Origin of the sequence: Streptomyces sp. NPDC001194, assembly GCF_042896985.1 — a bacterium.
Lineage (GTDB): Bacteria > Actinomycetota > Actinomycetes > Streptomycetales > Streptomycetaceae > Streptomyces.
Window position 1 is genome coordinate 252,429 of record NZ_JBIAXU010000005.1, and the last position, 12,634, is coordinate 265,062.

The following is a 12,634-nucleotide window of genomic DNA, read 5'->3' on the forward strand; positions in this document are numbered from 1 at the left end:
ATGGCTGAAGTCCTCGTCTACGTCGACCACGCGGACGGTGCCGTCCGCAAGCCCACCCTCGAGCTGCTGACGCTCGCCCGCCGCATCGGCGAGCCCGTCGCCGTCGCCCTCGGCGCCGGTGCGGCCGACACCGCCGCGGTGCTCGCCGAGCACGGCGCGGTCAAGGTCCTGACCGCCGACGCCCCCGAGTTCACCGAGTACCTCGTGGTACCGAAGGTGGACGCGCTGCAGGCCGCGTACGACGCCGTATCCCCGGCCGCCGTGCTCGTCCCCTCCTCCGCCGAGGGCAAGGAGATCGCCGCCCGCCTCGCGGTCCGCATCGGCTCCGGCATCATCACCGACGCCGTCGACCTGGAGGCCGGTGACGAGGGTCCGGTCGCGACGCAGGCCGCGTTCGCCGCGTCCTTCACCACCAAGTCCCGCGTCTCCAAGGGCACCCCGGTCATCACCGTCAAGCCGAACTCGGCTCCGGTCGAGGCCGCCCCGGCCGCCGGTGCCGTCGAGGCGCTCGCCGTCACCTTCGGCGCCCTGGCCACCGGCACCAAGGTCGTCTCCCGCACCCCGCGCGAGTCGACCGGCCGCCCCGAGCTGACCGAGGCCGCGATCGTGGTCTCCGGTGGCCGCGGCGTCAACGGTGCCGAGAACTTCGGCATCATCGAGGCCCTCGCGGACTCCCTCGGTGCCGCCGTCGGCGCCTCGCGCGCCGCCGTCGACGCCGGCTGGTACCCGCACTCCAACCAGGTCGGCCAGACCGGCAAGTCGGTCTCCCCGCAGCTGTACATCGCCTCCGGCATCTCGGGCGCGATCCAGCACCGGGCCGGCATGCAGACCTCGAAGACCATCGTGGCCATCAACAAGGACGCCGAGGCCCCGATCTTCGACCTCGTCGACTACGGCGTCGTGGGCGACCTGTTCGCGGTCGTCCCGCAGCTGACCGAAGAGATCCAGGCCCGCAAGGGCTGACCTGCACCGATGCTGTGACTCGGGGCCGCGTGGTGACACTCACCACGCGGCCCCGAGGTGTTTCCTGCAACCATTGACTAGACAAGAAGCCCTCATTAAATTCTGCTATGCGGATCTATGCTTCCGTGAAGCGGAAAAAGAGGAGAGTGCACGATGGGTCAGCAGGAGAAGGTGGCGACGAGCCTCGCAGGCGCGGTCAGCGAGGGGATCAGCGCTTCCCTCGCGCCGGTGGACGCGGAGCTCGCGCGCCACTACCCGGGCGACCCCGGCACCCGCCAGCCCATCCACACGGTCTACGTCCCCGGTGACGTCTTCGCCGCCGACACCATCCGCTCCTGGGGCGACCAGGCCCTCGCGGCCCTCGACGAACACGCCCCGGACGCCGCCACGTTCGCCAAGGTCCTCGGGATCTCCGACGAGCTCGCCGTACCCGTCTACGAGCGGGTCCGCGCCAAGCTCCTGCGCGAGCCCATCGAGGACCTCCGCGTCGACTTCGAGGACGGCTTCGGCGTCCGCTCCGACGAGGAGGAGGACCAGGCGGCCGCCCGCGCCGCCCGCCTCGTCTCCGAAGCCTTCTCCAACGGCACGAACGCCCCGTACATGGGCATCCGCATGAAGTGCATGGAGTCCAACGTCCGCGACCGCGGCATCCGCACCACCGACATCTTCCTGTCCGGGCTGCTGGAGCACGGCGGCCTCCCCGAGGGCCTCGTCCTGACCCTCCCGAAGGTCACGTACGCCGAGCAGGTCAGCGCCTTCGTCAAGCTGCTGGAGGCCTTCGAGACCGCCCGCGGCCTGCGCCCGGGCCGGATCGGCTTCGAGATCCAGATCGAGACCAGCCAGTCGATCGTCGCCTCCGACGGCACCGCCACCGTGGCCCGGATGATCGAGGCCTCCAAGGGGCGTGCCACCGGCCTGCACTACGGCACCTTCGACTACAGCGCCTGCGTCGGCGTCTCCGCCGCCTACCAGTCGAGCGACCACCCGGCCGCCGACCACGCCAAGGCGATCATGCAGGTCGCGGCCGCCGGCACCGGCGTACGCGTCTCCGACGGCTCCACGAACGTCCTGCCCATCGGCAGCACCGAGCACGTCCACGAGGCCTGGAAGCTGCACTACGGCCTCACCCGCCGGGCCCTGGCCCGCGCGTACTACCAGGGCTGGGACATGCACCCGGGCCACCTGCCGACCCGCTACGCGGCGGTGTTCACGTTCTACCGCGAGGGCCTCGAAACGGCTGCCGCGCGGCTGAAGGCGTACGTCGCGAAGATCGAGGGCGACGTGATGGACGAGCCCGCCACGGCCAAGGCCCTGGCCGGCTACCTGGTCCGCGGTCTGGACTGCGGCGCGGTGGGTGCGGAGGAGGTCACCGCCCTGACCGGCCTGTCCCGCGCCGAACTGGACGCCTTCGCGATCCCGCGCCGCTCGGCGACGCTGACGGCGACCACCTGATCCGACTCGCGCCGACGGGGCCCGGCCGGGGACGTCCCGGCCGGGCCCCGCCGCGTCTCACAACGGGCCGATGACCCACCGGTTCAGGGTTCCGTCGCGGCCCGCGGTGACGAGCAGGCTCCCGTCGGGGGAGAAGGCCACGGCGTTGACGGCCTCGTCGTGGCCGGACAGCGGTCCGCCGGCGCGCCTGCCGGTGGCCGGGTGCCACAGCAGGACCACGCCGTCTTCGCCCGCCGAGGCCAGCAGCCGCCCGTCCGGGGAGAACGCCACGTCGTACACCGCGGAGCGGTGGCCGGTCAGCGGCGGCCCGACCGGCAGGCCGCCGCCCGCATCCCACACCCGTACGGTGGCGTCGGCGCCCGCCGTGGCCAGCAGGGTCCCGTCCGGCGAGAACACCGCCGACCACACCGCGCCCCGGTGCCCGAGCGAGACGTGCTCGGGCAGCAGCGGCCTGCCGGGATCCCGCCACAGCACCTGGCCGTCGGCGCCGGAGGTGACCAGGCGCCGCCCGTCCGGGGCGAAGGCGAGTCCGACGACCTCGTTGGTGTGACCACCGAGGGGCTCGCGGGAGCGTGTCCCGGTGGCCGGATCCCACAGCTCCACGGTGCCGTCCGCGCTCGCCGTGGCGAGCAGTCGCCCGTCGGGGGAGAACGCGAGCCGCTTCAGGGGTCCGCGGTGGTCGGTCGGCAGTTCCCGCACCCGCGTGCCGGTCGCCGGATCCCGCAGGTACACGGTCCGGTCGGCGGCTGCCGTGGCGAGCACGGTCCCGTCGGGAGAGAAGGCCAGGCACCAGGGCAGGGCGGCGAGCTTGGCCGCGGGCGCGGCGAGGGCCCGTCGGGTGACCGGGTCCCACGCCTCCACGGACCCCGTGCTCGTGGTCGCCGCGACGAGGCGGCCGTCGGGAGAGAAGGCCACCCGGACGAGGGCGGCCCCGGCCTTCACGGGCGGCAGCCGGACCGGCTGCCGTTCCCGCAGGGCGACGGCCAGGGCCTCGGCCGCGAGCGGTGTCGTACGCGGGGTGCCGGAGCGTTCGTACAGCATCACCGTCTCGTCGGAGGAGGCGGTGGCCAGCAGCCGTCCGGTCGACGAGAAGGCGATGTCCTCGACCCGGCCGCGGTGGTCGCTCAGCGGCGGGCCGACGGGCAGCCCGGTGGCCGTGTCCCACAGGCGTACGGTCGCGTCGTCGGAGCCGGTGGCGAGGAGGCGGCCGTCGGGGGAGAAGGCCAGGGCGCAGACCGGTCCGGCCCGGCCCCGGAGCGTCAGCGCGCCGCGGCCGCCGGCCGCCTCGCACACGGAGGTCCGGCCGTCGCGGTAGCCGAGGGCGAGCAGCAGCCCGTCGGGGGACAGGGCGATCACGTCGGGGTGGCCGGCGGGCACGGTGCGGGGCAGCCCGGCGAGTCCCCCGCCGAGCAGGTCCCAGACCCGTGAGCTGCGGGCGGCGGCGAGGAGCCGGCCGTCGCGGGCGAAGGCGACCGCGCCGATGGGGTCCGTGCCGCCGCCGTGCGTGACGACGACCGGGTGACGGCCGACGGACAGGTCGCAGAGCCGTACGGTGCCGCCGAGTTCGAGCGTGGCGGCCATGCCGCCGGTCGGTGCGCAGGTGATGCCGGTGACGGGGGAGGCGTGACCGGTCAGGGGCGGGCCGTCGGGGCGGCCGGTCGCGGGGTCGATCCGGTGGAGCAGGGAGGGATCCCTGGCATCCGCCGCCAGCAATCGCCCTTCGGGGGTGAACGCGAGGGGGTGCGTCGCGGTGAAGGGGGTGATGGTGCCGAGGCCCGTCGCGGTGTCCCAGAGCTGGACGGTGTTGCCGCCGGCCGAGGCCAGCAGGCGGCCGTCGGGGGAGAAGGCCAGGTCCCGGACCGGGGCGAGGTGCCCGACGAGGCGGTGCCGCAGGGCGTACGGGGCCTGCCCGGCGGGCTGCCCCGTGGTCGGCGCGGCAGCCGGCCGGGGACCGGGTCCGGGATCCGGTGCGGAGGTCGGCGCGGAGGCCGGCGCGGGGTCCGCACCGGGGTCCCTGACGGCCGCCGGTTCGAGATGCCACGGCGTTCGCGCCCGATCGGCCGGGCCCGCGGAACCGGCGGGGGCGTGGAAGCCGTCGGGGCTGGCGATCCGGCCGGGGGCGCCGTACACGGGGGCTTCGCGGCCCGGTTCGGGCGCCCGGCGCCCGGCGGCTTCGCGCGGCCCGGCAGCCCTTTCCCCCGCGCCCTCCCGTACCGCTTCCCCGCTCGCGCTCGCGCCCGCGGACCGCGCGCCGCGGGCCGCGCGGGCACGCGAGTGCCCGGGAGGCTGCAGCGCGGCGAGTTCCTGCCAGCGCCGCCGCCAGACGGCGAGTTCGGGTGCGGCGTGGGACGGGACGGCGGCCGGGCGGCCGTACTCGTCGTACGAGAGCAGGATTCGGACCAGTGCCATGAAGGTGTCGGCGCGGACGAGCCGCTTGCCGTTGAAGACATCGCTCTGGGTGGCCACCGGCAGCCGGATCCCCGTCAGGGAACCGGCCGCACGGGCTTCCAGATCGCGGTACGAGGGCCTGCCGCGCTCGATCCGTAATCGCGTCAGGTCACCGGCGAGCGCGGCCAGTCCCTCTTCGAACGTGCCGCATTGCTGCGGCTCCACATCCCCCATGTCCCCCCTCGGCCATGCGTGGCCGCCCAGGTTAGAACGCCGCGGGCGGAACAGTCCCGTACTTTCCCGAACAGCCGGGAACAGTCCTGGTGTTCCGCCGGACGACCGCGTCGTTCAGGGGACTTCCGGGGCGATCGGCCGGGCCCGGATCCGTTCCGCACGTGGCGGCCGGCCGCCTCGGCGGGGGTCTGATCGAGCCATGACCACTCCACGTGACCCGGACCAGCCGTTCCTGTCCCTGCACACCGCCGTCGTCCTCGTCATCGCCTTGCTGATCGGCTGCGCCGTCGGCGGGCTGAGCTTCATGGGCGCGGTCCCCCTCGCCCTCTCCGTACTCGCCGGCCTCACCGCCGCCGGCGGGGCCGTACCCGTACTGCGGGGGCTGATCCGCTGAGGCCGAACCCTTACGGAGCCGGGGGGAGTTCGCCCGAGCCGCGCGGGATCAGCCGGGTCGGGAGTTCGATGCGGGCCGGGGCGAGGGCGGCGCCCGCCAGGCGCTGGAAGAGGCGGTCCGTGGCCACCCGGCCCAGGGCCGCCGCGTCCTGGGCCACCACCGTCACCCCCGGCCGCAACAGGTCCGCCAGCTCGAAGTCGTCGAAGCCGACCAGGGCCACCGGCCGGTGGTGCGCGGCCAGGACCCGTACCAGCGTCACCGTCACCCGGTTGTTCCCCGCGAAGACCGCCGTCACGGGATCGGGGCCCGCCAGCATCGCCCGGGCCGCCTCCCCGACGCGGTCCGGGGCGGTCGAGCCGAGGGAGACCCAGGGCTCCGCCACCGGCAGGCCCGCCTCCGCCATGGCCGCGCGGTAGCCGCGCAGGCGCTCCGTCGCCGTGTGGATGTGCGGGTGGTCCCCGATGAAGGCGATCCGGCGGTGGCCGCCCCCGATCAGGTGCGCCACGCCCGCGCGGGCACCGCCGAAGCTGTCGGACAGCACCACGTCCGCGTCGATCCGGCCCGCCGGGCGGTCCACGAACACGGTGGCCACCCCCGCCCGGATCTCCGGCTCCAGGTAGCGGTGGTCGTCACCGGCGGGGATCACGATCAGCCCGTCCACCCGGCGCGCGCACAGCGCCAGCGCCAACTCCCGCTCCCGGTCGGGGTCCTCGGCACTGGACCCGTTGATGAGCAGCGCCCCGTGGGCCCGTGCCACCTCCTCCACGGCCCGGTTCAGCGGCCCGTAGAACGGGTCCGCGAGGTCCTCCAGGACCAGTCCCACGGTGGCCGTACGCCCCTTGCGCAACACGCGGGCACTGTCGTTGCGGCGGAAACCGAGCGCCTCGATCGCCTCCTGGACCCGCCGCACGGTGTCCGGGGTGACCCCCGCCTCGCCGTTGACCACGCGCGAGACCGTCTTGAGGCCCACTCCGGCGCGGGACGCCACGTCCTTCATGGTCGGCCGGTTGCCGTAGCGGGGGTCGGACGGGCGGCGGGTCTGCGGCACGGGACGGAAACCTCCGGAGGTGGCGGGGCGGGCGGGGCCGGGCTCTGACCTTGAGGATAAGCACTGGGCCGGGGAGTGGGTTTCCGTGACAGGGTGTTGCGGGCAAGCCACTGGGGGCTCCGGACGAGCCATGGGGAGAGGTGTAGACGTGATTGTCTGGATCAACGGCACATTCAGCGCCGGGAAGACCAGCACGGCCCGCGAACTGACCAGGATCCTGCCGGACAGCACCCTGTACGACCCGGAGCTCGTCGGGGACTCACTGCGCCAACTGCTGCCGCGCAAACGCCTCGCGGAGGTCTCGGACTACCAGGACCTGCCGAGCTGGCGGCGCCTGGTGGTGGACACGGCCGCCGCGATGCTCGCGGAGCTGGGCGGTGTGCTCGTCGTGCCGATGACGCTGCTGCGGCAGGAGTACCGGGACGAGATCTTCGGCGGGCTGGCGGCGCGCCGGATCCCGGTGCGGCATGTGCTGCTCGCCCCGGAGGAAACGATCCTGCGCGAGCGGATCGCGACGCGTGAGGAGCCGGGGGACCCGGCCGACGTGGACGTGCGGGTGCGGCAGTGGGTGTACGACCACATCCCCGTCTACCAGCAGGCGCTGGCAGGCTGGCTCGCGGCGGACGCGCACGTCATCGACAACGGCGCCCTGAGCGTCCGGGAGACGGCGGAGCGGATAGCCGAGGCCGTACGCACGGACGCGGCCCGCGTCTGCGACATCGTGCAGACGCCGGAGCCGACGCGGGAGACGGTGGCGGCCGGGGTGCTGCTGTTCGACGACGAGGACCGGGTGCTGTTGGTCGATCCGACGTACAAGCCGGGCTGGGAGTTCCCGGGCGGGGTCGTGGAGGCGGGCGAGGCGCCGGGGGGCGCGGGGGTGCGGGAGGTCGCGGAGGAACTGGGCCTGGAGCTGGGGGCCGTACCGGGGCTGCTGGTGGTGGACTGGGAGCCGCCGGTGCCTCCGGCGTACGGGGGGCTGCGGCTGCTGTTCGACGGCGGCCGCCTCGCGCCCGGCGCGGCGGCGCGCCTGCGGCTGCCGGGCCCGGAGCTGCGGGAGTGGCGGTTCGTGACGGAGGAGGAAGCGGCGAACCTCCTCCCCCCGATCCGCTACGAACGCCTGCGCTGGGCCCTCCGGGCCCGCGAACGGGGCCGCCCCCTCTACCTGGAGGCGGGCCGCCCGACGCCGTAGCCGGGTCGGGGCGGCGGCCAAGGGTGTCTTTCCGATCGGGCCGGCCCGATCGGCAGGACACCGGCTGGGGAGCGTCGTCAACGTGGCGCCGGCCGCCCGCAAGGGCGTGCCAGGCGTCGCCGGCCGGCCGGGACTCTGACGACACCCTTTAGGGCAGGGGAGGTTCCGCGGCCGCGGCCGTGCGGAGGGCGGCCGCGGTGTCCTCGGTCAGCGGGTCGCCGTGCCCGAAGCAGGCCACGGACGGGGACAGTGCCGCGAGGCGCCGGAACGAGGCCCGGGCCTGCGCGCGGTCCACGTTGAACACACCCAGCATCACCTGCCCCACCGCGGCGATGCAGTCCCCCGCGAACAGCACACCGTGGCGCGGCAGGTGGATGCCGATGCTGCCCGGCGTGTGGCCCGGGGCGTGGACCACCACCGCGCCGCCACCGAACGGCAGCACCTCACCGTCCTCGACCTCTTGGTCCACCCGCGTCGGCGGCGCCTGCGGCGCCGTCAGGCCGTGCTCGTAGAGCGGGAGCTCCCAGTCGAGCAGGTCCGGTTCCGGGACCGGGAGTTCGCCCCGGACCACCGGAGCGTCCAACCGGTGCGCCACCACCTGCGCACCCCAGCGGCCGGCGAGTTCCTCCGCGGCGCCGACGTGGTCGCGGTGGCAGTGGGTCAGGACGATCCGCTCCAGCCGGCGCGGGTCCAGCCCGATGGAGCGGACGGCCTCCTCGATCACGGCCGCGGAACCGGCGTATCCGGCGTCGACGAGGGTCAGGGCTTCGCCGTCCTGCCAGAGGTAGGCCTGGCCGATCGGGAAGCGGAGCATGTGGAGCCGTTGCGGGAGCACTTCGACGAGATCCATGCCCCGAACGTACGTCCGCCGGCTCCGCTCCCGGCACGCCTTTCACCGGGAGCGGAGTTCGCCCGTAGCGCAGGTCAGACGCGCTTGGACTCCGCGTAGTTGACGAGGAACAGGGCCTCCGCGACCGAGAGCCGCTCCAGCTCCTGCGGCGACACGCTCTCGTTCACCGCGTGGATCTGCGCCTCGGGCTCGCTCAGCCCGATCAGCAGCATCTCGGCCTCCGGGTACAGCGAGTTCAGCGTGTTGCACAGCGGAATCGACCCGCCCATGCCGCTGACCTGCATCTCCTGGCCCGGGTACGCCTCCTGCAGGGCGGCCGCCATCGACGCGTACGCCGGGCTGTCCGTGTCCGCCCGGAAGGGCTGGCCCTGGCCGACGACCTCGAGTTCGAGGCGCGCCTGCCACGGGGTGTGCGCCACCAGGTGCGCCTCCAGCAGCTTGACGGCGTCGGCCGTGTCCACGCCCGGCGGCACGCGCAGGCTGATGAGGGCGCCGGCGCCCGCGTGCACCGAGGGGGTGGCGCCGACGACCGGCGGGCAGTCGATGCCGAGCACGGTGACGGCCGGGCGGGCCCACAGCCGGTCCGCGACCGTGCCCTCGCCGATCAGCTCGACCCCGTCCAGTACGCGGGCGTCGGCGCGGAAGTCCGCCTCCGGGTACTGCAGGCCCTCCCAGACGGCGTCCGAGGCCAGGCCGTCGACGGTCGTCGAACCGTCCTCCGCGCGCAGCGAGTCCAGCAGCCGGATCAGCGCGGCCAGCGCGTCGGGGGCCGCGCCGCCGAACATGCCGGAGTGCAGGTTGCCGCCGAGCGTGTCGATCTTCACCTTGATCAGGCACATCCCGCGCAGGGTGGCCGTCACCGTCGGCAGGCCGAGCCGGAAGTTGCCCGTGTCGCCGATGACGATCGTGTCGGCGGTCAGCAGCTCCGGGTGCGCCTCCGCGTACTGCTGGAGGCCACCGGTGCCCTGCTCCTCCGAGCCCTCGACGATCACCTTCACGCTCACCGGGACGCCGCCGTTGGCCTTCAGCGCGCGCAGCGCCAGCAGGTGCATGATGAACCCGCCCTTGCAGTCCGCGGCGCCGCGTCCGTACCAGCGGCCGTCGCGCTCGGTCAGTTCGAAGGCGGGCGAGATCCAGGCGGCGTCGTCCAGCGGCGGCTGCACGTCGTAGTGCGCGTACAGGAGGACGGTCGGCGCACCCTCCGGGCCGGGCAGGAAGCCGTACACCGACTGGGTGCCGTCGGGGGTGTCGAGGAGGGCCACGTCCTGGAAGCCCTCGGCGCGCAGCGCGTCGGCCACCCAGTTGGCCGCGCCTTGGCTCTCGCTCTGCGGGAACTGTGCCCAGTCCGCCACCGACTGGAAGGCCACCAGCTCGGTCAGCTCCTGCTTGGCGCGGGGCATCAGCGAGGTGATGGTCTCGGCGATCGGATTCTGGGACATGGGCACGCTCCTCTTGGGTGCGACGTTGTGTAGGTGTACGCCGTGTGCGCGTACGCCGTGTATGTGTGTACTCGGCGGTACGCGTATGCCGCCCGTATCCGCGTGGTGGGCGTATGCCGGGTACGGCCAAAGACAGTCCCGATCCTCGCACAGCAGGACGGGCCGGACTCGCGCCGTAGGATTTCCCTGCATCGGAGCAACCGCATGATCAGGAGCAGCAGCACATCGTGAGCAGCGACGACAGCACCGTCGGGGGACCCGACTCAGCAGCAGGGCAGGCCGCTCAGGGGGCGGAGGACGGGGTGGCCGAGGTGCCCGGGGGCACCGGTGAGGTGTGGGACGTGGTCGTGGTCGGGGCCGGGCCGGCCGGCGCCTCGGCCGCGTTCGCGGCGGCGACGGCAGGGCGGCGGGTACTGCTGCTCGAGAAGGCCCAGCTGCCCCGGTACAAGACGTGCGGCGGCGGAATCATCGGTCCTTCGCGCGATGCCCTCCCGCCCGGATTCGTCCTGCCCCTCAAGGACCGCATCCACGCGGTCACCTTCTCGCTGAACGGGAAGCTGACCCGGACCCGCCGTTCGCGGCAGATGCTCTTCGGGCTCGTCAACCGGCCCGAGTTCGACGCGGCGCTGGTCGCCGAGGCCGAGAAGGCCGGGGCCACCATCCGTACGGGTACGGCCGTCGCGCGGGTCGAGCAGCACGGCGCGGCGGTGCCCGACCGGCGCACGGTCGCCGTGGTGCTCGCCGACGGCGAGACCGTCCTGGCGCGCGCGGTGGTCGGCGCGGACGGCAGCGCGAGCCGGATCGGCGCGCACGTAGGCGTCGAGATGGACCAGGTGGACCTCGGCCTGGAGGCGGAGATCCCGGTTCCGGAGACGGTCGCGGACGACTGGAAGGGGCGGGTGCTCCTCGACTGGGGCCCGCTGCCCGGCAGTTATGGCTGGGTCTTCCCCAAGGACGACACCCTGACCGTCGGGGTCATCTCGGCGAAGGGCGACGGGGCCGCGACCAAGCGGTACCTGGAGGACTTCATCGCCCGTCTCGGACTCGCCGGCTTCGAACCCGCCGTCTCGTCCGGGCACCTGACCCGCTGCCGCAAGCCCGAATCCCCGCTGTCGCGGGGCCGGGTCCTGGTCGCGGGCGACGCGGCCGGGCTGCTGGAGCCGTGGACCCGGGAGGGCATCTCCTTCGCGCTGCGCTCGGGTCGGCTGGCCGGTGAGTGGGCCGTGAAGATCTCCGAGGCGCCCGACGCGGTGGACGCGCGCCGCCAGGCCCTCAACTACGCGTTCGCGGTCAAGGCCGGACTGGGCGTGGAGATGAGCGTCGGCAAGCGGATGCTGACCGCCTTCGAGGCCAAGCCGGGGCTGCTGCACGCCGCGATCACCGGCTTCCGCCCGGCGTGGCGGGCGTTCGCCCGCATCACCCGGGGTGCGACGACGCTGCCGGACCTGGTGCGCACGTACCCGCTCGCCCGCAAGGCCCTGCACATCCTGGACGGCAGGCAGGCGCGGAGCCGTGCCGAGCGGCCGGAGCCGGGGCAGGGGCAGGAGCCGGGGCAGGGGCAGGAGACGGAGAAGGCCTGAGGCGTGCGAGCTTCGGGCTCTGGGGCTTCTGGCTGTGGGGCCTGAGGCCTGGGGCCTGGGGTTACGGGGCCTGGGGCTCTGGGGCCGGGGCTTTGGTCCGGGAGTGTGGCCCGGGCCGGGGGGACGGCACGGGCGCAGGCCGGCCGGGACCGGGCGGCGCTGATGAGCGGGCGCGATGGCAGAGATCTTTCCTGCCGGTGTGCTGATGATGGTGGCGGTCTTGCCGGGTGTCCGGGCAGGGCCGCCACTGCTTTTCTGCGGGGTGGACAGGGCTGCCGGTGCGGGAGGGACGGTAGGGGCAGGCGGGGTGTGAAGGGGGCTGCTGGGACGGTGTCGCGGCAGGCGCGGCAGGCCGGGCGGGCCGGGCAGGCCGGGCGGGCGCGCCGGGACTCTTGGCTGCCGGGGTGTGCAGGGCTGCCCGAAGGGTCATGACAGGCCGGGTGGGCGGGGCAGGCCTGGCCGGGCGGGAAGGGCGGGAAGAGCAGACCGGGCGGGCTGCCGGGTGGGCTCGGGCGGGGGTGGGGCGCGGGGTGCGGACCGCGGGGCGCCGGATGCCCGGGTGGGTCACTTCGACACGGTGATGCGGAAGACCGGGTGGTCGCCGGCGGTGGCCTGGAGCTCCGCGTCGGTCGACCGGGCGGTGACACCCTGGAAGAACCGGTTGACCTCCCAGCCCCATTTCTCCAGGTAGGTGCGCAGCAGGACGGCCTTCTGCACCGGGTCGGTGATCTCGGTGACCGTGAAGGCACGCACCCTGCGGCCCACGCGCAGCTCGCCGCCGCCCGCCACCCGCATGTTGCGCACCCACTGGGAGTGGCCGCGCGCCGACACCAGGTACTGCTCGCCCTCGTACGTGTGGGGGTTGACCGGGATCCGCTGCATCTGGCCGGACTTGCGTCCGCGCACCGACAGCTCGGCGGAGCCGGCCAGGCTGATGCCGAGCCGGGCCAGCTTCCCGAAGAGGGAGTTGAAGCGAGTGGCGAGCGGGCTTGCCTGGACGTAGTACGGGCTGGGCGCGTTCATGGCTTGCTCCGGGATGTCGGGAGAGCGGTGCTCTCGCTTGAGATCAGTGTGCACGGATTGCCGCTCTAAAACAA

General features: G+C 74.0%; 10 protein-coding genes. 5 read left to right on the forward strand and 5 right to left on the reverse strand.

Translation table 11 applies throughout. The annotated features are described in order from the left end of the window. Both ACFY1T_RS14935 and ACFY1T_RS14940 read left to right on the forward strand, forming a co-directional pair. Positions 1 to 963 carry an electron transfer flavoprotein subunit alpha/FixB family protein gene (locus tag ACFY1T_RS14935; RefSeq protein WP_327131047.1) on the forward strand — a complete coding sequence of 321 codons (963 nt, stop codon included), beginning with the start codon at positions 1 to 3 and terminating at the stop codon, positions 961 to 963. Between the two features lie 153 nt (positions 964 to 1,116). Further along, positions 1,117 to 2,415: a DUF6986 family protein gene (locus tag ACFY1T_RS14940; protein WP_030860410.1), complete on the forward strand. Its 1,299-nt coding sequence runs from the start codon at positions 1,117 to 1,119 to the stop codon at positions 2,413 to 2,415. A gap of 57 nt (positions 2,416 to 2,472) precedes the next feature. On the opposite strand, the gene ACFY1T_RS14945 is transcribed toward ACFY1T_RS14940, so the two are convergent. Continuing rightward, positions 2,473 to 5,037, reverse strand: coding sequence for a WD40 repeat domain-containing protein (locus ACFY1T_RS14945; RefSeq protein WP_390788470.1), 2,565 nt, complete (start codon positions 5,035 to 5,037; stop codon positions 2,473 to 2,475). Positions 5,038 to 5,236: 199 nt separating this feature from the next. On the opposite strand from ACFY1T_RS14945, the gene ACFY1T_RS14950 reads away from it, so the two are divergent. Next, positions 5,237 to 5,431, forward strand: coding sequence for a hypothetical protein (locus ACFY1T_RS14950; protein WP_390788471.1), 195 nt, complete (start codon positions 5,237 to 5,239; stop codon positions 5,429 to 5,431). Positions 5,432 to 5,441: 10 nt separating this feature from the next. Here ACFY1T_RS14950 and ACFY1T_RS14955 read toward each other — a convergent pair whose 3' ends face one another. Then, a complete protein-coding gene (locus ACFY1T_RS14955; RefSeq protein WP_390788472.1) occupies positions 5,442 to 6,479 on the reverse strand; it encodes a LacI family DNA-binding transcriptional regulator in 1,038 nt (345 codons plus the stop codon). A 130-nt stretch (positions 6,480 to 6,609) separates the two neighbouring features. Between ACFY1T_RS14955 and ACFY1T_RS14960 the strand changes: the two genes are divergently transcribed. Beyond that, positions 6,610 to 7,668 (forward strand): NUDIX domain-containing protein, encoded by a 1,059-nt coding sequence (locus ACFY1T_RS14960; protein ID WP_390788473.1) that lies wholly within the window; start codon positions 6,610 to 6,612, stop codon positions 7,666 to 7,668. Between the two features lie 148 nt (positions 7,669 to 7,816). Here the strand turns inward: ACFY1T_RS14960 and ACFY1T_RS14965 are convergent, their stop codons facing one another. Both ACFY1T_RS14965 and ACFY1T_RS14970 read right to left on the reverse strand, forming a co-directional pair. After that, on the reverse strand, positions 7,817 to 8,518 hold the full coding sequence (locus tag ACFY1T_RS14965) for an MBL fold metallo-hydrolase (protein ID WP_390788474.1): 702 nt from the start codon (positions 8,516 to 8,518) through the stop codon (positions 7,817 to 7,819). Positions 8,519 to 8,592: 74 nt separating this feature from the next. After that, the gene (locus tag ACFY1T_RS14970) at positions 8,593 to 9,957 is read right to left on the reverse strand and encodes a dipeptidase (protein ID WP_390788475.1); all 1,365 of its coding nucleotides are present in this window, start codon (positions 9,955 to 9,957) and stop codon (positions 8,593 to 8,595) included. Between the two features lie 302 nt (positions 9,958 to 10,259). Here ACFY1T_RS14970 and ACFY1T_RS14975 point away from each other — a divergent pair, with 302 nt between their 5' ends. Further along, a complete protein-coding gene (locus ACFY1T_RS14975) occupies positions 10,260 to 11,537 on the forward strand; it encodes a geranylgeranyl reductase family protein (RefSeq protein ID WP_390788617.1) in 1,278 nt (425 codons plus the stop codon). A 564-nt stretch (positions 11,538 to 12,101) separates the two neighbouring features. Here the strand turns inward: ACFY1T_RS14975 and ACFY1T_RS14980 are convergent. After that, positions 12,102 to 12,560, reverse strand: a complete 459-nt coding sequence (locus tag ACFY1T_RS14980) for a nitroreductase/quinone reductase family protein (protein ID WP_390788476.1) — start codon at positions 12,558 to 12,560, stop codon at positions 12,102 to 12,104. Positions 12,561 to 12,634: the final 74 nt, after the last annotated feature.